Annotated in this window: 12 protein-coding genes; 10 read left to right on the top strand and 2 right to left on the bottom strand. The window is 39.7% G+C overall.

Features of this window, described 5'->3' with window-relative positions:
* Positions 1–14 precede the first annotated feature (14 nt).
* The 10 genes from B9Y81_RS08700 to B9Y81_RS08655 all read left to right on the top strand — a co-directional run bounded on the left by B9Y81_RS08700 (position 15) and on the right by B9Y81_RS08655 (position 16,889).
* On the top strand, positions 15–3,128 hold the full coding sequence (locus tag B9Y81_RS08700) for an efflux RND transporter permease subunit (protein WP_085536634.1): 3,114 nt from the start codon (positions 15–17) through the stop codon (positions 3,126–3,128).
* 12 nt (positions 3,129–3,140) lie between these two features.
* Complete coding sequence (locus B9Y81_RS08695) at positions 3,141–4,319, top strand: TolC family protein (protein WP_085536633.1); 1,179 nt, start codon at positions 3,141–3,143, stop codon at positions 4,317–4,319.
* Between the two features lie 236 nt (positions 4,320–4,555).
* Positions 4,556–4,981 carry a Fur family transcriptional regulator gene (locus tag B9Y81_RS08690; protein WP_085536632.1) on the top strand — a complete coding sequence of 142 codons (426 nt, stop codon included), beginning with the start codon at positions 4,556–4,558 and terminating at the stop codon, positions 4,979–4,981.
* Between the two features lie 456 nt (positions 4,982–5,437).
* Positions 5,438–9,781 (top strand): CusA/CzcA family heavy metal efflux RND transporter, encoded by a 4,344-nt coding sequence (locus tag B9Y81_RS08685; RefSeq protein ID WP_085536631.1) that lies wholly within the window; start codon positions 5,438–5,440, stop codon positions 9,779–9,781.
* A 1-nt stretch (position 9,782) separates the two neighbouring features.
* Complete coding sequence (locus B9Y81_RS08680) at positions 9,783–11,006, top strand: efflux RND transporter periplasmic adaptor subunit (protein WP_085536630.1); 1,224 nt, start codon at positions 9,783–9,785, stop codon at positions 11,004–11,006.
* 17 nt (positions 11,007–11,023) lie between these two features.
* Positions 11,024–12,982, top strand: a complete 1,959-nt coding sequence (locus B9Y81_RS08675; protein WP_085536629.1) for a heavy metal translocating P-type ATPase — start codon at positions 11,024–11,026, stop codon at positions 12,980–12,982.
* A gap of 143 nt (positions 12,983–13,125) precedes the next feature.
* On the top strand, positions 13,126–13,953 hold the full coding sequence (locus B9Y81_RS08670; protein ID WP_085536628.1) for an RteC domain-containing protein: 828 nt from the start codon (positions 13,126–13,128) through the stop codon (positions 13,951–13,953).
* A gap of 254 nt (positions 13,954–14,207) precedes the next feature.
* Entirely contained in the window at positions 14,208–14,567 is a 360-nt protein-coding gene (locus tag B9Y81_RS08665; protein WP_085536627.1) for a helix-turn-helix domain-containing protein, read from the top strand.
* On the top strand, positions 14,530–16,572 hold the full coding sequence (locus B9Y81_RS08660) for a bifunctional DNA primase/helicase (RefSeq protein ID WP_085536626.1): 2,043 nt from the start codon (positions 14,530–14,532) through the stop codon (positions 16,570–16,572). The genes B9Y81_RS08665 and B9Y81_RS08660 overlap by 38 nt, the downstream gene beginning before the upstream one ends.
* An 11-nt stretch (positions 16,573–16,583) precedes the next feature.
* A complete protein-coding gene (locus tag B9Y81_RS08655) occupies positions 16,584–16,889 on the top strand; it encodes a helix-turn-helix domain-containing protein (protein ID WP_085536625.1) in 306 nt (101 codons plus the stop codon).
* Between the two features lie 71 nt (positions 16,890–16,960).
* Here the strand turns inward: B9Y81_RS08655 and B9Y81_RS08650 are convergent, their stop codons facing one another.
* On the bottom strand, positions 16,961–22,603 hold the full coding sequence (locus B9Y81_RS08650; protein ID WP_085536624.1) for an N-6 DNA methylase: 5,643 nt from the start codon (positions 22,601–22,603) through the stop codon (positions 16,961–16,963).
* Positions 22,590–23,036, bottom strand: a complete 447-nt coding sequence (locus tag B9Y81_RS08645) for a DUF1896 family protein (protein ID WP_085536623.1) — start codon at positions 23,034–23,036, stop codon at positions 22,590–22,592. The genes B9Y81_RS08650 and B9Y81_RS08645 overlap by 14 nt, the downstream gene beginning before the upstream one ends.
* Between the last annotated feature and the right edge of the window lie 95 nt (positions 23,037–23,131).

Below are 23,131 nucleotides of genomic sequence, written 5' to 3'. Positions count from 1 at the left end.
TAACTCGAAGTGTTATGTTGAATAAAATAATAAAATTTTCCCTCAACAACCGCATGGTTGTTTTGGTTGCATCACTCCTGTTAATGCTGGCAGGGACATATACCGCCTCAAATATGGAGGTGGATGTATTCCCCGATCTGAATGCGCCAACGGTTGTCGTGATGACCGAAGCCAAAGGCATGGCTCCCGAAGAAGTGGAGCGTTTGGTTACTTTTCCTGTGGAAACAGCATTGAATGGAGCAACTGATGTACGTCGGGTTCGTTCTTCTTCTACTACGGGTTTTTCTATCGTGTGGGTCGAATTTAATTGGGGAACCGATATTTATATTGCCCGACAAATTGTATCAGAGAAACTGGCTGTTGTTAAAGATGCCTTACCATCCAACGTCGGTAATCCGACATTGGGGCCACAATCTTCTATTTTAGGAGAGTTAATGATTGTAGGGCTTACAGCAGATACTACTTCCCTTCAAGATTTACGAACGTTAGCAGATTGGACTGTACGCCCGCGCTTGCTTTCAACAGGTGGCGTAGCCCAAGTTACCGTTCAAGGAGGAGATATCAAAGAGTATCAAATTCTATTAAATCCTGAAAAAATGAAACACTTCGACATCGGTTTGGACGAAGTGATAAAGGTAGTACAGGATATGAATCAAAATGCAGCCGGAGGTGTACTTTATGAGTATGGTAACGAATATATTATTCGTGGGATTCTTTCTACTAATAAGCTATCCGAGTTAGGTAAATCCGTAATTAAAACAACGAATGATATTCCGGTATTGCTTGAAAACATTGCAGATGTAAAAATAGGCAACAAAGCTCCGAAATTGGGAATTGCTTCAAATCATGGCAAGCCTGCGGTATTAATCACGATAACTAAACAGCCTGCAACAAGTACGATTGAACTTACCGACAAATTAGATGCATCGCTTGCAGAACTGCAACAATCGCTTCCAAAGGATGTGAAAATATCGACAGATATATTTCGTCAGGCGCGGTTCATCGATAACTCCATAAATAACGTACAGAAATCATTATACGAAGGAGGTATTTTTGTAATCATCGTCCTTATCATATTCTTGATGAACGCCCGTACAACGGTTATTTCGCTTGTTACTATTCCTCTGTCGTTGGTTTGCGCTATACTGGCACTTAAATTTATGGGCTTAACCATTAATACAATGAGTTTGGGAGGTATGGCTATCGCTATCGGTTCGCTTGTGGATGATGCAATTGTGGATGTCGAAAACGTGTTTAAGCGATTGCGGGAGAACAGGCAAAAACCCAAAGAAGAGCAAAAAACAGTAATGACAGTTGTTTTTGATGCTTCTAAAGAAGTGCGTATGCCTATTTTATACTCAACGTTAATCATTGTGGCGAGTTTCGTGCCTTTATTTTTCCTTTCGGGAATGGAAGGTCGTATGCTTGCTCCCCTTGGTATAGCATTTATTGTAGCCTTACTTGCCTCTACTCTTGTAGCATTGACACTTACTCCTGTGCTTTGTAGCTACTTGTTGGGAAAACCCAAAAAGAATGATAAACCTGAAAGGGAACCTTACGTTGTACGCAAGCTAAAGGGAGTATATGGAAAGGCGTTGAAATGGACATTAAATCATAAAAAATGGGTACTTGGAGGAACAGGTGGTATTATGGTTGTAACCATAATTATTTTCTTTACTCTTGGGCGTAGTTTTCTACCTCCATTCAATGAAGGTTCATTTACGATTAATATAAGTACGCTTCCGGGTATTTCCATCGAGGAATCAGACAAAATGGGTATGATTGCCGAAAACATTCTTCTCTCTATACCCGAAGTTCAAACCGTTGGTCGTAAAACAGGACGTGCCGAACTGGACGAACACGCCTTAGGTGTAAACGTATCTGAAATTGAAGCACCATTTATACTTGATAAACGTTCCAAAGACGAAGTATTGGCTGAGATTCGGGAAAAGATGAAAGTGTTACCCGGTGTCAATATCGAAATCGGACAACCCATTTCTCACCGTATAGATGCAATGTTGTCTGGCACGAGAGCAAACATTGCAATTAAACTGTTTGGAACAGACCTTAATAAAATGTTTGCGTTAGGAAATGAGATTAAAGAATCCATTCAGAATGTGGAAGGTGTTGCCGATTTGAACGTAGAACAACAAGTAGAGCGTCCACAGCTTAAAATAGAACCTAAACGAGAGTTGTTAGCCAAGTATGGTATTTCATTACCTGAATTTGCGGAGATTATAAATGTAATGTTGGCAGGAGAAGTTGTATCACAAGTTTACGAAGGAAATAAGGCTTTTGACCTTACACTCAAAGTAAACGAAGACAGCAGGGCAACTGCCGACAGGATAAAGAATCTGATAGTAGATGCCAACGGACGAAAAATTCCATTAGGCAATATTGCAGAAATTTCTTCGTCAACTGGCCCCAATACTATCAACAGGGAAAATGTTGTACGCAAAATAGTAATATCGGCAAACGTAGCCGGACGAGATTTAAGAGGAGTTGTAAACGATATTCAGAAAACCGTAAAAGAAGACATTATTCTCCCCGAAGGTTATCATATTGAATACGGTGGACAATTTGAAAGTGAACAAGCTGCATCACAAACGTTACTGATCACTTCCATATTCTCGATAATGGTAATATTCTTATTGCTATTTGCTCAGTTCCGAAGTATAAATCAGGCAAGCGTTATTCTATTGAATCTTCCATTAGCACTTATCGGGGGGGTGTTTGCTATTTACTTTACAAGCGGAATTATCAGCATCCCAGCACTCATCGGATTTATTTCTCTTTTCGGTATCGCTACCCGAAACGGTATGCTACTAATTTCACGATATAACGATTTGCAGGCAGAAGGTCATTCTAAATTTGATAGTGTGATGCACGGTTCGTTGGATCGTTTAAACCCAATACTTATGACTGCACTCTCATCTGGGTTAGCTTTGATCCCTCTTGCTTTGGGAGGTAGTCTTCCTGGTAATGAAATTCAAAGTCCGATGGCAATCGTAATACTTGGAGGGTTGTTTACTTCAACACTTTTAAATGGATTCATCATCCCAATAATGTATCTTATTACAAATAGAAATGTAGTGAAATCGGAAATTGTCAGTGATGAAACTGAATAATAATATAAAAATATGAAAGCAATTATAATCAGTATATTGGCATTGTTTGGGAGTATTTCACTGTACGCCCAAAACAACATCAATTCGGTATTGACTTCCATTGAAGAAAACAATACTACTTTAAAAGCCCTGCGAGAAACAGCAGAATCGCAGAAACTCGAAAACAGAACGGGAATATATCTTTCTAACCCCGAAGTCGGTTTTAACTACCTATGGGGTAACCCCGTAGATATGGGAAACCGTACAGATTTCAGCGTTACTCAAACATTCGACATTCCTACTATTACAGGGATGAAGAGCAAAGTTGCCAACGGAAAAAACGATTTGGTTGAATGGCAATACAAGGCAGATCGAATGAATATCATGCTTGAAGCAAAACAATATTGCATTGAGCTGATATATTACAATGCGCTGAAAAAAGAGTTGGACATACGTTTGGAGCACGCAAAAACAATTGCCGAAAGTTATGAAAAACGATTAGCAACCGGAGATGCGAATAAACTTGAATACAACAAAGTACAGCTTAATTTATCTACTGTTCAGGGAGAAATAAGTCGTATTGAAGTTGAACGTAATGCACTGCTTTCACAACTAAAAAGGTTGAATGGCGGCAATGATGTGACATTTGATGATTCCCAATTCGCTCAAATCCAATTACCCTTAAATTTTGATGACTGGTTCGTAAATGCCGAACAAAAGAACCCTGTTTTGGCTTATATAAAACAGGAGATAGAAGTAAGTAAAAGGCAAGTGTCAGTAAGTAAAGCAATGGGGCTACCTACATTTTCAGCCGGATATATGAGTGAAAAAGTGGTAGGTCAGCGTTTTCAAGGTGTTTCTGTTGGTGTTTCGATACCTCTATGGGAAAACAAAAATAGAGTAAAACAGGCAAAAGCAGCAGTCAGAGCGGCAGAATCAAGAGAAGCTGACAGTAAACAGCAATTTTACAGCAATCTTCAAATTCAATTTAATCGAGCAATAGGGCTTCAAAATACGGCACAAGCGTACAGGAAATCTCTGCTTACAGCAAACAGTACCGATTTATTGAAAAAGACACTGGATGCCGGAGAAATATCACTGCTGGATTATATGGTAGAAATAGGTTTGTACTACGAAACAGTTAATCAAGCATTACAAGCTGAAATGGATTACCAAAAGGCGTTTGCCGAATTATCGGCAGTAGAACTTTGATTTACACGTAATGAAAAAGGTACGTCGTAGTAGAAAACGACGAAAAAGAATAAGCCCAAGAACAAAAAAACGGATTGTTATAATATCTATTGTATCTGGAATAATCTTGGGCTTACTTTTTTGGTTCTTTGTATCAAGATGCAAAGATGAGGAGTGCTTCTTTCATTATGTACCTTTAGGAGAAATATTGGTATCCGTATTTTTCTTTGGTACACTACCATTTATATTTTTTGACGATGGAAAAAAATAAGTATATAAATCGGTTAGAAAAACAAGACATTAAACCAACAGCCATACGGCTGTTGGTTCTTGAAGCTATATCCAATAAAAAGGAAATTTTCAGTTTATTGGAATTGGAAGCTGAATTGGGAACTATTGATAAGTCAACATTGTTTAGAACACTAACATTATTTCAGCAGCACATGGTTGTTCATAGCATTGACGATGGTTCAGGTGCTATAAAATATTCTGTATGTAGCAGTAATTGTAATTGCAGTATCAGTGACACACATGCTCATTTCTATTGTTTACATTGCTACAAAACTTTCTGTTTGGACAAAGTTGCCGTTCCCGATTTAAAAATACCCGATAACTTGGTTCCTATAAGTATTAATCTCGTTATTAAAGGATTTTGCGAAGAATGTAAAAAGTTTGCAACTTAGTTGCAAGATATTATCTTTATCTTTGCTGCATGAAAATATTCGCAACCATATTAGCATTATACATTTTCTCTCTTTCGATCAATGCATTTGACGGGATTGAATGTGTATGTGAAAAGTACGAGGTTACAGCGAGTATAGACGGAAATCAACAAAATGGTGATGTCACATGCGCCAACTGTTGTTCTCCTTTTCATTTATGTCATACTTGTTCAGGCTTCATTTTATCTTCAACGGGGCTTATTATAAAACCCGTTATGAGCAATGAGTCTTCAACCCCAGTTTCCCATACTCAACATTTTATACCCGTATTCTACGGGAATATTTGGCAACCGCCTAAAATCGGTTAATTAAACACCTTTTTTAAAGGATAAACTTTACGCTGAACACTTTTATAGTTGTTTGGCGGAGTAGTATATGTGTTCACTAAAGTTGTCAATAATTAAACCGAATGATAAAATGTTCGATAAAATCATTAAATATTCAATAGAGCATAAGCTTGTAATTGGTGTACTAACACTGGCACTGATTATTTGGGGAGCCATATCCGTGGTGCGATTACCTGTGGATGCCACACCCGATATTACCAACAATCAAGTACAAATCATCACGCAGGCTCCTACTTTGGGTGCGCAGGAAATTGAGCAGTTCATTACTACACCTATTGAACTGGCTATGGCTAATATCCCTGATGTGATTGAAAAAAGGAGTATAAGCCGTAGCGGTATATCAGTTATTACTATCGTATTTAAAGACGATGCTGATATATACTGGGCACGGCAACAGATAAGCCAACAATTAAAAGAAGCAGAATCACAAATTCCGCAAGGATTAGGTGAGCCGACTTTAGCCCCCATTTCCACAGGGTTGGGTGAAATATATCATTATGTTATACACACCAAAGAAGGCTATGAAGGTAAATATACCAGTACCGATTTACGTACTATACAGGACTGGATTGTAAAACGCCAACTGGCTGGAACTGAAGGATTAGCAGAAGTTAGCGGTTGGGGAGGTTATGTCAAACAATACGAGATAGCATTAGATAATGACAAATTGGCTTCGATGAATGTTAGTATCGCCGAAATTTACGAAGCTTTGGAGAAAAACAATGAAAACACAGGTGGTAGCTATATAGAACAAGGAAGTAACTACAATTTTATCCGTGGCATCGGTTTGGTGAAAACTTTATCCGACATAGAGCGTATAGTTATTAAGAATACTAATGGCACGCCTATATTAATTAAAGATGTATCTGAAGTACGCTTCGGTACGGCAACACGATACGGAGCTGTTACGCGTAACGGAGAAGGCGAAGTTGTAGCAGGCATCACACTGATGTTGAAAGGCGAAAATTTCTCAAAAGTGATAGCCAACGTTAAAGAACGGATGGAGCAAATTCAGAAAAGTTTACCTGAAGGCGTAGTTATCGAACCTTTCATAGACCGCACAGAATTGGTTGATCGCGCCATCGGAACGGTAGAAAAGAATTTGCTTGAAGGCGGGCTGATTGTCATTTTTGTTCTTGTACTGTTGTTAGGTAATTTTAGGGCTGGACTAATTGTTGCCTCGGTTATACCACTCTCCATGTTATTTGCCGTAAGTCTAATGAATATATTCGGCGTGAGCGGCAATCTAATGAGTTTGGGAGCAATTGACTTTGGGTTGATTGTAGACGGCGCGGTTATCATTGTCGAGGCGATTGTACATCGCATTACCGGAAACAGTCTGTTGTTTAAGGACAAACCTTTGCTTACCCAAGCCGAAATGAACAAAGAGGTATATGGCGCAGCTTCAAAAATCCGAAATACCGCAATGTTTGGAGAGATTATTATTCTTATCGTATATCTTCCTATCTTATCGTTAGTGGGCATTGAAGGTAAAATGTTTAAACCTATGGCACAAACAGTATCATTTGCCATAATCGGAGCATTCATTTTGTCCTTGACTTATGTGCCTATGATGAGTGCACTATTTCTAAGCAGGAAAACCTTTCACAAAGAAAATTTTTCAGACCGTATTATCAACGTTCTGAAACGTTGGTATCGTCCTGTATTGGATTTTAGCTTGCGTTGGAAAAAAATTGTTATTTTATCAATGGTAGCCCTGTTTGTTTTCAGCCTAAGTGTATTCAATCGCTTGGGAGGCGAATTTATTCCCACTTTAGAAGAAGGTGACTTGACAGTCGAAATTAGCATGGTACAAGGAACTTCACTCACACAGGTAATAGAAACTTTCGGCATGGCAGAAAAAATATTAAAAGATAAGTTCCCCGAAGTTAAACAAGCCGTTACTCGAATTGGTAGCGCAGAAATACCTACTGACCCGATGCCTATCGAACGTGGTGATATGATGCTGTCCATGAAACCAAAAGAAGATTGGACAACCGCCCATAGTCGAGAAGAAATGATGGAAGCTATGGAAGAAGCGTTGGAAGCAATTCCGGGTATCAGAGTGGAATTGACACAACCAATGCAAATGCGTTTTAATGAATTGATAACAGGTATTCGTCAAGATGTCGCCATCAAGATTTACGGTGAAGATTTGGAAGTACTTACTTCGCATGCAGGAAAATTGGCTGGTTTGATTAAAAATGTGAAAGGAGTAAGTGAACCATTTGTAGAGAAAGTAACAGGATTGCCACAAATACAGGTACAATATAACCGAGATAGAATAGCAGTATACGGACTCTCAATAAGTGATGTTAATACTGTACTTCGAACAGCCTTTGCCGGGAATGTGGCAGGAGTTGTATTCGAAGGCGACAAACGTTTCGATATGGTTGTTCGTTTAAAAAGCGATTTACGTAATGATTTGAGCAATCTCGAAAATCTCTTTGTAACGTTGCCCTCGGGCAACCACATTCCTCTCAATCAACTTGCTGAAATATCCTATAAAACAGCTCCGGCTCAAATCAGTCATGAGGACGGACAACGCAGAATATACGTAGGTTTCAATGTACGAGGGCGAGATGTGGAAAGTACAGTAGAAGAGATTCATAAGATATTGGATGAGAAATTGAAACTTCCGGCAGGATACTACTATACTTATGGAGGACAGTTCCAAAACCTGAAAGAAGCCAAAGACCGACTGATGATTGCGGTACCAGCTGCGTTATTACTCATATTCGTATTGCTTTTTTTCACGTTCCGTAATATAAAATTAGCACTGCTTATTTTTACCGCCATCCCTCTTTCTGCTATCGGTGGAATATTTGCTTTGTGGCTCCGAGGTATGCCGTTCAGCATCTCGGCAGGTGTTGGATTTATCGCTCTGTTTGGAGTTGCTGTACTAAACGGTATTGTTCTGATAGGTCAATTTAAGCAATTAAAGGAAGAAGGCGTGGAAGATATTTACCAAAGAGTTCGCATAGGAACCGACATTCGATTACGACCTGTTATTATGACTGCATTGGTAGCATCACTTGGATTCCTACCTATGGCTCTTTCTACAAGTGCAGGAAGCGAAGTACAAAAACCTTTGGCAACAGTGGTTATCGGTGGATTAATTACAGCAACTTTACTCACCCTATTAGTGTTGCCTTCGCTCTACATCATATTCGATTCGAAGATTAACTTAAAACACAGAAAAATGAAAACAGGAAAATCTACAGTTCTACCTATAGTCATTTTACTGATTACCATATCTCTTTTTTCTGCTGAAAACGTCAATGCCCAAAGTAAACTTAAATCTTTGCAAGAGTGTATTGATATGGCATTGACTGAGAATCTGCAAATACTTTCGGCAGATTTAGGAATAAAGCAAGCGAAAGCCTTACAAGGGACTGCATTCAATCCCGAAAAAACAGGTGTTGAATTCGCGCAAGACCCCATTATGCCCGGTTTGATTGACAGAAAAATAGGGATCACACAAACATTCGAGTTTCCGACTGTCTACACGAGCCAAAGTAAGATGCTGAAGCAGGAAACCATATTGGCAGAAAAATCGAAAAACATCACTCAAAATGAAATTGTTCGCGAGGTGTCGGAAACATATTACGATATGCTTCATGCGTTGCAAACAGTCAATCTACTACAGCAACAAGACAGTATTTACGCTGATTTTTTGCATAAGGCAACAGCTCGTTACAATACAGGAGAAAGCAGTCAATTAGAAAAAATGAATGCCGAAAGCAAGTATCAGGAGAACCGATTGCAGCTTAATCAGGCTATTTCAAACTTGGCAAATCGTCAGTTGGAAATGCAAAAACTGCTTAATACTGGAGAATCTATATTGCCACAGGAAAGAGATTTGCAAAAAATACCGGATATTGTTTCATTGGATATTGAATCGGTCACTACTAATCCATTAATAGGTCATTACGACCAACAGTTGAATGTAAATATAGCACAAGTAAATGTAGAAAAGAACAAACTGTTGCCAGACATATTTGGCGGATACTACTTTACAGACTCTAAAACTCCCAGTTTTCAGGTGGGAATAAGTGTCCCTCTGTTTTTTGGAGCACAACGTTCAAAAATTAAAGCTGCAAACATAAGAAGCATGCAGATAAGTACCGAAAAGCAGCAGGCTATGCAATCTCTTCAAAATATTTATGCTTTACAATACAATGAGTATCTTAAGGCAAAAGAAAGCCTGACATACTACGAAACCACAGGTGTGACACAAGCCAACGATATGGTGCGGGTAGCAAATGCATCTTACCAGATCGGGGAAATAGGGTATATGGAATATATTCAAAACATGCAAACGGCTATCAATATCAAGTTGCAGTATGCCGATGCCATGAACCGTTTCAATCAGACAATCATCTTGTTAAATTATTTAAAGGGTAATAAGTAAAATGAAAACAACAATAAAATCAATCGCAGCAATCCTTTTATTGATTGGTGTAATAGGCTTTTCCTCATGCAAAGAGAGCAATAAAAAACAAGAGGGAACAACTGTTGAACAAAGTCATTCAGAAGCCATCGAAGTTTCCGAAGAACAAATGAAAGCTGTTGATATCGAGTTGGGAGAAGTAGAAATGAAAAATCTCAACAGCGTGGTTAGAGCCAACGGACAAATGGCTTTACTTCCACAAAACAAAGCGGAGGTAGCGTCTTTAGCGGCAGGTATCATTAAACAAATAAACGTTATTGAAGGAAGTTCGGTTAAAAAGGGACAAACTGTCGCCATGTTAGAAAACCTTGAAATTGTTAAGATGCAAGAGGCTTATCTCGCTCAAAGACAAGAATTGGCATTTAGTCGCCAAGAGTACGAACGTCAACAGGAATTAAGCAACCAAAATGCAGGGACAGGAAAAGTCCTTCAACAAGTAACATCCAAATATGAAGCGGACAAAGCTCGACTTACAGGTCTTGAAACTCAGTTGCGGCAACTAAATATAAATCCGCAATCGGCAGCAACAGGACATTTTGTGACACAAATTCCCATTGTTGCCCCTATCAACGGAGTGGTTGGGGAAATTCGTATTAAAACTGGAAGTTATGCAGATATGCAAACACCTCTAATGGAAATTACAGATAATTCGCAAATACAGTGTAATATTCAGATATTTGAAAAAGACTTCTCCAAAGTAAAAATGGGACAAGAGGTTGATGTTTTGCTCACAAACTTGGATAGAAAGCCTGTTATAGGGACGGTTTACAGTATTAACCAGTCATTCGAGAATGACAGTAAATCTATCACAGTTCATGTAAAATTAAAAAATACTGCAACAGAAAAATTTCTTCCTGGAATGTATGTTACAGCCCTGATTAAAACCGGCAACAGTTATGTTAAAACTGTTCCTGTTAGTGCTGTGGCTAATGCCGAGGGCAAGCAATTTATCTTTATATTAACTGGGATAGAAGAAGGATGTAATGACCCGAAATGCAAAGAAAAATGTGATAGTGATGCAAAAAATTATCAGTTTAAGAAAATTGAAGTCATCACAGGAACAACTGATTTAGGTTACATAGAAATTAGACCTGTAGATGGTATTGCCGAAAATGCTAAAATCATATCGAAAGGAGCATTTTATGTGATGTCTAAAATAAGCGGTGGAGAAGAAGAGGAAGAATAATCTATAAATATAATGATATGAAAAAGGAAAAGACGGAAGTTACAAAGAATGGATATACCTGTTCATGTGACAAAGAAAAACAGGAAGAAAGCTCACCAAATAGAGCATATATTCGGGCAGGAATATCTTTTGTTTTATTGATTTCGGGAATTTTATTTTCTGCATTCAATCTAACATTCTTTGAAAATCAGTGGATAAGGCTTGCTTGGTATCTTTTAGCTTATATTCCTGTCGGTGTTCCGGTTATATTAGAAGCATGGGAAAGCATGCTCAAAAAGGATATTTTCAGTGAATATACTTTAATGAGTATTGCAACCATCGGAGCATTTTTGATTGGCGAATACCCTGAAGGAGTTGCCGTAATGTTATTCTATGCGGTCGGTGAACTTTTTCAAGACAGTGCCGTAAATCGTGCCAAAAGAAATATCAGCGCATTGCTTGATGTCCGCCCCGAAACAGCAACAGTAGTAAAAGGTGATTCATTGGAAACAGTTTCGCCTGAAGATGTAAACATTGACGATGTTGTGGAAGTAAAAGTAGGCGGCAGAGTTCCACTTGATGGTGTTTTGCAAAACGAATCTGCCTCCTTCAATACTGCTGCACTTACGGGAGAGAGCGTTCCTCGGACAATTCGCAAAGGAGAAGAAGTTTTGGCTGGAATGATTGCTACCGATAATGTTTCAAGAGTTATTGTCACCAAACCATTTGGGCAAAGTGCTTTAGCTCGTATTCTCGACCTTGTTCAGAATGCGACAGAGAAAAAAGCTCCTGCCGAACAGTTTATCCGAAAATTTGCTCGGATTTACACACCGATAGTAGTAGGATTGGCAGCATTAATAATTCTTATGCCGTGGCTATACTCATTTATTTCGCCTGAATTTATATTCACATTCAATGAGTGGGTATATAGGGCTTTGGTATTCTTGGTTATATCATGTCCTTGCGCATTAGTAATAAGCATTCCCCTTGGATATTTCGGAGGTATAGGAGCCGCTTCAAGACACGGTATATTATTTAAAGGAAGTAACTATTTGGAAGCCATAACAAAAATAAATACGGTTGTTATGGATAAAACAGGAACATTGACTCAAGGTGTTTTCAGTGTTCAGAAAATTTCTTCTATCGGCGATATTAATGAAGATGAACTGTTGAAAATCGTAGCATCAGTTGAAACTCAAAGTACACATCCTATTGCAAAGGCTGTTGTAGAATACGCAAATCAGCAAAAAGTGAATCTTGATAAAGCTGAAAATGTTAAAGAGATTGCAGGTCACGGCTTGGAAGCTACTGTTGCTTCAAAAACGGTGTTAGTAGGAAATGCAAAACTTCTAACTAAAAATCAAATCGAATTTCCGGTAGAAATAGCATCAATTCCCGAAACGATAGTTGTTTGTGCCATTAATGGTGCTTATGCCGGATACATCCTTGTTGCAGATGCTCCAAAAGAAGATGCAAAGAAAGCAGTGGATTCACTCAAAGAGTTGGGTGTAAAAAACATTGTCATGCTGTCAGGAGATAAGCAGGCAATCGTATCGAAATTGGCTTCGGAGCTTAACATTACACAGGCATTTGGCGACTTACTACCTGAAGGGAAAGTAGAACATGTCGAAAAACTAAAAACCGATCCAACGAATAATATAGCTTTTGTTGGTGATGGTATTAACGATGCACCTGTATTAGCAATGAGCGATGTAGGTATAGCAATGGGTGGATTGGGGAGTGATGTCGCCATTGAAACTGCGGATGTAATATTGCAAACAGATCAACCAAGTCGCATTGCCACAGCTATTAAAATAGGTAAAGCTACACGTAGGATTGTAATTCAGAATATCAGCCTTGCATTTGGGGTAAAGTTGGTTGTCCTGATCTTAGGAGCAGGTGGCATAGCTACACTTTGGGAAGCGGTTTTTGCTGATGTAGGTGTATCTCTGTTGGCTATACTAAATGCAGTAAGAATACTTAAAATGAAGTATTAATCATGCTCAATTTACAGTGTCTCTTTATGAATACGTCAATATTGTAATTAATATCCAAAGTAGTTCATGAGTAATATAACCTTGTTTTACCATAAAGATTATAGGTTAGAGTTCTGCGTTGGGTGAAAGTAAAGTGCAGAATTATGATTCAATTTATTTATAGTCTCAAAAAAGAGGTTGATGTGAAAGTTGAGCAAATCGAATGCTCGGAAGTCAGCGTGATTACAAAGTCATTGGAGGCATCGCGTGTGCTTGCTGATGCATTCAAACAGTTGAAACTATTTGTCTTGTCACATAACTTTAAGAATGATGATGACGAAATTTCATTTTTTAAAGAAATTAAGCCCAGATTGTGCTTTCGTTTAATATACTATCGTAAAGTTTACAATATCGAAATGAATCGACCCATAGGTATAGATAAACAACGGGAGTATCTATGTGATATCTTGAATGACATAAATAAATATAACTCTAAACGACTTGACTTTATACGATATTACCGTTCGGGTTCCACCCATCTGGACACTCTCTACTTTTTGCGGGATAGTACAGATGCCGAACAATACCTCGAAACGTTCTATCATGAGCTTGATCCTAAATTTTCCACAAATTGCGATTTCAAAGTAGCAAAGATTTTGTCTAATGATATGCTTTCTGCCTATCTTATGCAAGAAATCGAGTTGTTAAATGACAATGGAATGAGAGCAGGTTCTTTTAACTTTCCTACCACTAAAAAAACGTGGAAAGGAAGCAAAGCTGAATTACAAGAACAGATCTATGCTTGGGATAGTGCCGGAACATTTGGCGATGTTCCTCTCACTCAACTTTACGATTACATCCAAAATGTATTCAATATCCAGTTGGATACGAACCTTTCACGTACTTTTGGCGATTTAAAAATACGGAATGCCCCTACACCGTTTCTTGAAAAATTGAAAGACGCCTTATTACGGCGTATGGGAAGAAATTAACCAATACCGAGGTCGGTATATATCCTCAAACACCCGATTTTGATGCTAATTTAGGTCAAAATCGGGTGTTTGGGTTTGTAAATATCACGATACCGACCTTTTACGTATTTTTTCTTTTGATTTTGGAAGTAAAATTGGGCTGTAAGCAACTATGAATAAGCAGACTGCAAATAGTTTTCAAAATAGTCATACCGACCTCGTTATCAGCCATCCAAAAACAGTCGAACTTTGCAGCGAATCAAATAGTTACGATTATGGATGTCATAACAATAGAATCGCAGGCATATAAAGAACTGGTCACCAAGATTAATGCCATAGCAAAGTTTGTCATAGATCATCAGGAAGATGATACTATCAACCCGGACGAAATGTGGGTTGATGGTTATGAGGTTTGCACCTTCCTTAAAATCAGCGAGCGGACGCTTCAGCGCTTGCGAAGCAATCGAATAATTTCTTACTCAATTATATCCGGCAAATCATACTATACTATTGCGGAAATAAAACGGATGCTTAGTGAGAAAAAAATCCGCAGTACCGACGAATGTATGAATGATCTTATCTCAAATCATAAACTCCATGCTCAACAAAGACGAAATCTTAAGACGAACGAATAGTGGTTTGGATGTATTCAAACACTACATTTCGGGACAGTGGAAAACAGGACGCAATTTCCTTAATCCTCTGTATGATGACCGTAAAGCGTCATGTAATATCTATTTCGACCGTCGTGGGGATATCTATCGGATTAAGGATTTTGGTAATGATGATTTCAGTGGTGATTGCTTCTTCTTTGTCGGCAAGTTGAAAGGCTTAGATTGTAGCAATGGGATAGATTTCGTTGAAATATTGAATATCATAAACAGGGATATGTCTTTAGGATTAGGTAATTCGGATTATACTGCCTTTACTACACAGGCAGTTACACCAAGAAATAATCCAGTTAATATCGAACAACCTAAAATCAAAACTTATAATATCATACAGCAAAACTTCACCCAAAAAGAACTGGAATTCTGGATGCAATCAGGTATTACTCCCGAAATACTCAAACTATACAGAGCTGTATCCCTGAAAGAGTTTAGAAGTGTAAATAAAGATGACAAGCCTTTCTTCTATACTTCATCAGAGAATGAGCCGCTATTCGGCTACATGGGTAAGCGGCACATTAAAATCTATCGACCGTTTTCGGAAATACGTTTTTTGTATGGTGGAAATCTTGGTGAGAATTACTGCTTCGGACTTGAGCAATTACCCGCAAAAGGAGATGCTTTATTTATTACAGGCGGAGAAAAAGATGTAATGACACTTGCCGCTCATGGCTTTCATGCAATTTGCTTCAATAGTGAAACTTCAACGATTCCGACAGGAATTATCTACAAGCTGACGTTTCGGTTTAAACATATTGTATTGCTCTATGATGTTGATAAAACAGGAATAGACAGTGCTATAAAACACGAAAAAACTTTGTCTGGCTACGGTGTTAAGCGGCTTGCTTTGCCACTTTCAGGCGAAAAGAAAGATAAAGATGTAACCAACTATTTCAGTAAAGGAAATAGCCGAAAAGAGTTCCGTCAACTATTCCTCGATTTTCTCGAAAACCTATATAGTGAAACAATGACCATGCTGAAATCGTGCGAAATTGACTTTAACAATCCTCCTGCAAAAGCAGAGGAAGTTATCTCTGCCGGCGATGTTCCTTTGGGAACTCAGGGAAATATCCTTTGTATAACAGGCGGAGAAGGTACAGGCAAAAGCAACTATGTCGCTGCTCTTATCGCAGGCTCTATAAGAAAAGAAAACAAACTTATTGACACATTAGGAGTTGATGTCCGAGATAATTCCGACAATAAAGCGGTCTTGCTTTATGATACCGAACAATCAGAAGTACAACTTTTTAAAAATGTAACCAACCTTTTGAAGCGTGCCAAACTGCAAGAAAAGCCGCAAGAATTAAGAGCATTTTCACTTACCGGAATGTCCCGAAAAGAACGATTACAAGCCATTGTTCAGAGTATGGATAAGTATCATTACGAGTATGAGGGCATTCGCCTGGTTGTTATTGACGGTATAGCGGATTTGGTGCTTTCTGCCAATGATGAAGCAGAAAGTATCCGAATTGTAGATGAACTGTATCGTTTAGCTGGAATATACAAGACCTGCATTATATGCGTACTCCACTATGTCCCCAACGGGTTAAAACTGCGGGGGCATCTTGGGTCTGAATTGCAACGCAAGGCTGCTGCAATCCTAAGTATAGAACTTGACAATGATCCGTCGATATCGGTAGTAAAGGCTCTAAAAGTTAGAGATGGAAGCCCGCTCGATGTTCCCTTAATGCAGTTCTCATGGGATAAAGAAGCCGGGATGCACATCTACATAGGAGAAAAACCACGAGAAGAAAAAGAAAAACGTAAGGAAACAGAGTTGTCTAATGTAGCTCGTGAAATATTTGCTTCTCAAAAACACCTGACTTATATCGACTTGTGCGACCGCATACAGCAAATCATGGATGTAAAAGAGCGTACAGCCAAAAGCTACATCAAGTTTATGCGTGAGAAAGAGATAATTATTAAAGATCCGTCCAATCAAAACTACTTTATGATAGGGCATAACATCTAAAACAGCATACTATGTATATAGATAAAGAAAATTTTGAAGCATGGATGGAGCGAATTTTAGATCGCTTGGATAAACAGGACAAGAAACTCGATAAAATGAGCCAACGTAGAAATATGTTAGATGGAGAACTGTTATTTGACAATCAGGATTTATGCCAGTTACTCAATGTCAGCAAACGAACCTTGCAGCGTTATCGCAGTTCAGGAGAGTTACCATTTCAGACAGTCTACCACAAAACTTATTATAAAGAAAGTGATGTCCATATTTTTATTCGAGAAAATTTCAACAAAAAAAGGGGAAATAATAAAAAGCTATAATTATTTGTTTTTGTGTTCATAATCTTGAAAAAGCCCGTACCGTCGTAGATGACAGGCACGGGCTTTGATTTTTACATCTTTAAAGACTTGGATTCTCTTTTCTCTACTTTCGGCGAACTTCCACTCACTGAGGCAATAACAAGCCTATCTCCCATAACCTCTTTAATACCTTGCAAGGTGTTCGGCATCGAAGCATCCTGAGCAATCGAAGTTTCGGATTTTCCCTGCGACTGGTTCTGCTGATTAATAGTAACATCAGAATTATTTTCAACAGGAACACCTTCGGTTTCACTGATAGGATTCAATGAAAGTTGAATTTCACGGTCTAACTTTATCAAATCATCTTTCAGCACTTTCAACTCCGGCTCTTTTCGCCAAGATCCTTCAACCACTTCTTTGAGTACAGGAATATCCTTTTGCAGTTTCTCATTATCAGTTTGGTATTTCTCCAACAGCTTCGGCATGGTATCGAGTGCGTTCAGGAAATTCTGTGCAGCTGTTTTCGGATCGGTAGCCATCACCCCGTGATTGTAGTTATACAACAGTTCCCCTTCTCCCTTAATAAAGAAACGGTTTTGTATCACATCAAAACCCTCTTTATTTGTGGTTTCGGATTTGACAAGCAAGTTAAAACCATATAGCGTACCGATTTGTTCATACGCACCGTAGGTACGTGCTTTTTCGGCTATCTCATTGAGCTTTGCTCCAACCTCTTTGGGGTCGCTCCCTTTTAGTCCTTCCAACTGTACCGGATTCAGGCGTGTAGTTCCGTCTTGTGCGTATTGAACACGGGAGTTAAACGCATTTATATCTTTGGTAATACGATTAATATATCCGTTATTCTTTTCCACATCGGACATAATGCTCTCTAACTTATAACGTGATGAAGATTTACCACGCATAAACGCCTGTCGTTCCGATTCCAAAGAAGCGATTTTCTTTTCTAAACGTGCCTTTTCCAATAATTCGGTATTACCTGAAAGAATAGCCACGTATTCGGAAAAGTTCATGCCGCCTTTTTCGTCCATGCTACCCTCGTCGATGGTACGGCTACCTAATGAATTGTTTTTCAACTGACGGATAAAAAGTTGCTTATTATGCAGAAGTCCGAATTTATAAGCATCCAATGATTTCTCAACAGCATAGATAACTACATCAACTTTATTATCGGCATACATTTTCGCAATATCATTGCCTTTGCGTATACCTCGCCCGTCCCGTTGTTCCAGATCTGACGGTCGCCAAGGACTATCTAAATGATGGATAGCAACACAACGTTTTTGTGCGTTCACTCCTGTTCCCAACATTTCAGTAGAGCCAAACAATACACGTATTTTACCACTATTCATGTCGGCTATCATTGTTTTTCGTGCCTTGTCGGTTTTAGCTTCCTGAATAAAACGTATTTCGTGAGCGGGGATTCCGTAGTCATCCATCAGTTTACGTTTTATTTCGGAACAAGGATTCCATTCGCCCGGCTTATAGGTTCCCAAATCGGAAAAGACGAACTGGGTTGCCTTATGTGCATCGAACTTTTTGTAATAATCTGCAACCATTTTAGCCACATGAGATGCTTTATTATCTACATGGTCTTCATACTTAGGACTAATCAGGCGCATATCGAGCGACATTTTACGGGCGTAATCGGTAGCAATCAACATCTTTGCCTTTTCTTCGCTTTCCGATAACTTAGGTCGTCCCAATAATTCCGCATTGCCTGTTCTGGCAAACTCTACCAACTTCCCGATAAATTCCTGTTGGTCGGGAGTAGGCGGAATATTGTGCAGAATTTCATTCTTTACAGGTCGGTCGATACCAATATCCTCCGCAGAGCGATAGTCCGTTATTTCGGCATAGAAAGCCGCCAGTTCGGGTACTTTAATGAAATACCGGAAGCGTTCTTTCTGTACAATCTCATTCGTTACCGAAAATTCATAGTCTATCGACTTTTTGGCAAATATGGCTGCCCAAGCATCAAACGTATTAATGCCCTGTCGTTCCAATTCGTTAGGTCGCAGGTATTTAAATAAAAGATATAATTCAGTCAGAGAGTTTGATATGGTGGTGCCCGAAAGAAAAGTAGCACCTAAATCCTTATCTGTCCTTTCCTGAATGGTACGCAGGGCAAAAAGCATATTGAGTGCCCGTTGTGAGCCTTCTGCATTACCCAGTCCTGCAACTCGGTCATGGCGGGTGGTAAAGGTCAGGTTCTTGAAGCGGTGCGATTCGTCCACATACAAATGGTCAATACCCATCAAACGAAAATCGACGGTATCATCCTTACGGTTCTCGATTTGGTATGCCACATTGCTTAATTTGGCTTCAAGGTTAAGCTGTCTTTTGATTAAACCTTTTTCCATAGCACGGGAAATCTCTTTACCCTGTGCCCGTAATACTTCCAGATTTTCTTCCACGCTGTCAAGTTCCGCCTGTAATATTCGTTGCTGTATTTCAGGCGACTGTGGTATCATTCCGAATTGTTCGTGTGTTAAAATGATGGCATCCCAATTATTGTTCTTCATCTCATTGAAAATTCTTGCCCGCTTGGCAGGTGTAAAATCTTCCTTGCCCGGATACAATACTTTTGCATTGGGATAAGCCGTACAAAAAGTTTGAGCTATCTCGTGTACATTGGCTTTAAGTGCCATGATAAGCGGTTTATTGACTAATCCCAACCGTTTCTTTTCGTAAGCACTGACGCACATTATCAGCGTTTTACCACCACCTACTTCATGGTCGATTATCCCGCCTCCATTGAGCTTATCCATCCAGACGGCATCCTTTTGACTCTTGTATAAATCGGGAATACCCAATCCTTTCAAGTCTAATCCGGGGAACTCCTGATGACTACCATCGTAATCAGGACGGACAAAGCAGTTAAATGTACGGTTATACTTATCCGCTAATCGGTCTTTAAATTCCTGTGATTGTTCATTCAGCCATTCGGTAAAACCGTTGCGTATCTCATCAATCTTGGAATTGGCGAGTTGGATTGATTCAGCATCACGCACTTTGACCTCTTTAATCTCTCCATCAATCAGTTTATTGACTTTCTTTGTAATATCAGGAGAGGTATTGTGCAGGGCATGTTTCATCAGGGCGATACCGTCAAAAGTCCGACTTTGGGATTTTACGGCATACTGGTCGTAAATCTTTATGTTCTTACTATCGGCTTTCAGGCTATATTCGTCTATGTTATTTGCATACACTACCGATACATTGGTGTCGAACAAATGGGTTGCATACTTGCTGTAAATACCAGTCGGAATCCATCGCTCCCCGAAGTTGAAATCCAAATCCTCAAAAGGTATCGGACGGGGTGTTGCTTCCTGAAGTACCGCAAGCGATTCTTTTGCCGCTTCGTTATCGAGGTGGTTCTCCAAATAACGTTCAACATGCTCCGCTTTGGCAATCACATTCCCGCTTATGAACCTGTCCTTAATTTCATATCCGCCAATCATGGGATTGTAGAATACCTGTCCTTTTAGCTCCTCCAGTATCTCTTCCGAAGTTCTTTCGGTAAGTCCTGCCATGTAATCGAGGTTTACTTCGGCATACTTGTTAAGCGAAGCGGTCAGAGCTTCCCGTGCGTTATCGGCATGGGTAATCTCATTGGGATTAAAAGCTACGGGTTGTTGGAAAATATCGGCTTTGACTGCCTGCCCGTTTACATAGCGTTCGAGGGAAAGAATTTCCGTTCCTCCGGCATCCATTTTAATCAGGCTCAGATTTTTCGCATCGTTGATATTTCCAAAGCGACGGGTAAAATCGTCGTAAAGCCTGTTTAGCATTTCACGAAGTGCAGGGTTTGCTTCCAACCTTGTTGCTTCGTTGCTATACAGGTGATGATAAGTGTCCCGTATCTCAATATAAAGGGATGCTTTCATCTGCTGGGTACCCGTGAGTTCCAACGGATGGAACATCGGTTGAAATCCTTGCAAGTCGCGTAAATATCCGATACGGTTATTCTCATCAGTCACAAGCGAACCTTCACGATAATGGGTCGGCATATTTTCACTTAAATACGGAACAGGCTTCATGCGTTCCTTTCGTTCTTGTTCGACTTCTTCTTTCAACCGTTCCAACTGTTCTTCCTTTCGGGCATCTTCTACGGGATAAGTGTTTGCGTTTGCCTGCTCCTGCTTTTGTCTGTTGGATTGCTGTAACTCCTCTCTCCAGTCAAGAGGGATTGTTTGTTGACGTTCGTCTTTTTTCTTACTCCCTCGTTTGCGTGGCCTTTTGACCTGGCTTCGTTCCTCCTGCGTAAATCCGAAAAGGTCATAGAGTGTGATTAAGGGCTGCTGTGACACGGATTGAGGTTTCGCCTCCGTAGTCGGCGTTTTTTTAATGGCAGGATCATCCATATCGAAAAGAGTACCAGAAAACTGTTTCGACTTAACTTGCGTTTCGGTATTCTCCTGTTGCTCATTTTGTGTTGTAGAGATACCTTGTTCTTCCAGTTGGTCGTCCGAGAGTACATCTTTCCAACCTAATGAATGTTCTTCCCGATCCAGCTCATGTGTGCTTTTTCTTGTTTGGGATACATCCGTTTCTTGTGCATAAGTTTGGTAAAGATGCAGATCCAGATGTTGCGAAAAATCGGCTGTAAGCATTTGTCGCAGGTCTTTAGAAATACCGTCAACCCCTCCCTCGTGGGTAAAGACAATCGCAGGCTTTCCGTAAGGGTCGGTGTCTATTTTAGATTGGGTTTGTATTACCCTGTTAAAATCACGGAACAGGTTATTGATAGAAATACCGTTCGACAGCTTTCGGGATTCGATAAAATCCTGTTGCCGCACACTTGGAACAATGTTTTTATTATTCCGTTGCAGGATAATCAGGTCGCTCCCAACTTCTGTTCCGGCATGGTCGGAAAAGAGATTGTTCGGCAAACGAATTGCCGAAACGACATTACAGGTGTTCATTAGGTATTCCCGTATCGGCTTGTTTTGTTCCGAATTGAGAACACCTTGTGAAGTGATAAAAGCAATAATTCCACCCTCTCTGGCCGACATAACACTTTTGGTGAAAAAGTAGTTATGGATAGCCTGTGTAGATTGTTTTACGGCAGGTATTTCATGGTTAGACAGTAAAGGATCAAATACGGCAATATCGCCAAACGGGATATTGGAGGCTATCACATCGAAATATTGCGAGTAGCGTCCTTCCATTTTTTCATAACCCTCAATTCGGACTTTATCTTGCGGATAAAGGTGTGAAAGTATTTTGCCTGTCAGCAAATCTTTTTCAAAACTGGTAACTTCGGCTTGGGGTGCTGTTTCCTTGAAAGAGGATATAAAAGCACCTGTTCCGGCACTGGGTTCCAAAAAACGTGTCGGTGTTATTCCGTTATCCCGCAAAGTATCAGCCAGTACATCAATGACAGGCTTTGGCGTATAAAATGCGGTCAGGATGGAGCTTTTAAGGGAACCTACATAGCGTTTGTATTCATCGGGCGTGGCAGAATTTTCACGGAGTACCTCGTGAAGTTCCTGCACCAACGGAAAAAGCTCGACTTCGGATTTAGACCATCTGCTTATATCTTCGGGTTTGTAGGCAGGATTAAGAATTGCCTTAATCCCACCAAACCCTGAATAAGCGGCAAGTATCTCTTGTTCTTGTAGGGTTGCTTTTCTATTTTCCTTGTCGAGCCTAAACGCTAACTTAATTGCGTCGATATTCTGACGCAAATGAGTTCGCTTATTGTAACTCATCTTCGAGCAGAATCAGGATTGTGCCGACAAGCTCTGTATAGAGCGACTGGTACTCTGTCGTCTCGGCAAAATCATCGTTCAGGTTGTATTTGGCAAATACCGCCTGACATTCAGGCATCAATTCTTTTGCTTTCTCTTGGGCTATGCCCGGAGATACTTCGTCAAAAAACTCATTCCAAAGTATTTCTACGATTGTATTAAGCGGAGAGAAATGCAGTCCTCTGAACAGGATTTCGTTGGCAATTTCGGCAGCCTGTATATGGTTTAAACCGTTTTTGATGGCATCACTGTACGCTTCGGCTGCCATATCTCCACGTCCAGCAATAAATGAAAGGTCATTTGCTTTATCGGGATGGGAATCACGTAAATAAGATAGTAAATTAAGGCGGAAATAAGACATTTCCGCAGGCTCTAAATTTGAATTGTATTTCATACTATGAATTTTTTAGTGGTAAAACTTGAAAAATAGAAAAAGGCACCCAGGGTATCCCTCCCCAGGTGCCACCACTAAAAAATCCGAAGTAACTG

Source organism: Massilibacteroides vaginae (assembly GCF_900178525.1).
Lineage (GTDB): Bacteria > Bacteroidota > Bacteroidia > Bacteroidales > Tannerellaceae > Massilibacteroides > Massilibacteroides vaginae.
This window is presented reverse-complemented; position numbering and strand designations above follow the sequence as displayed.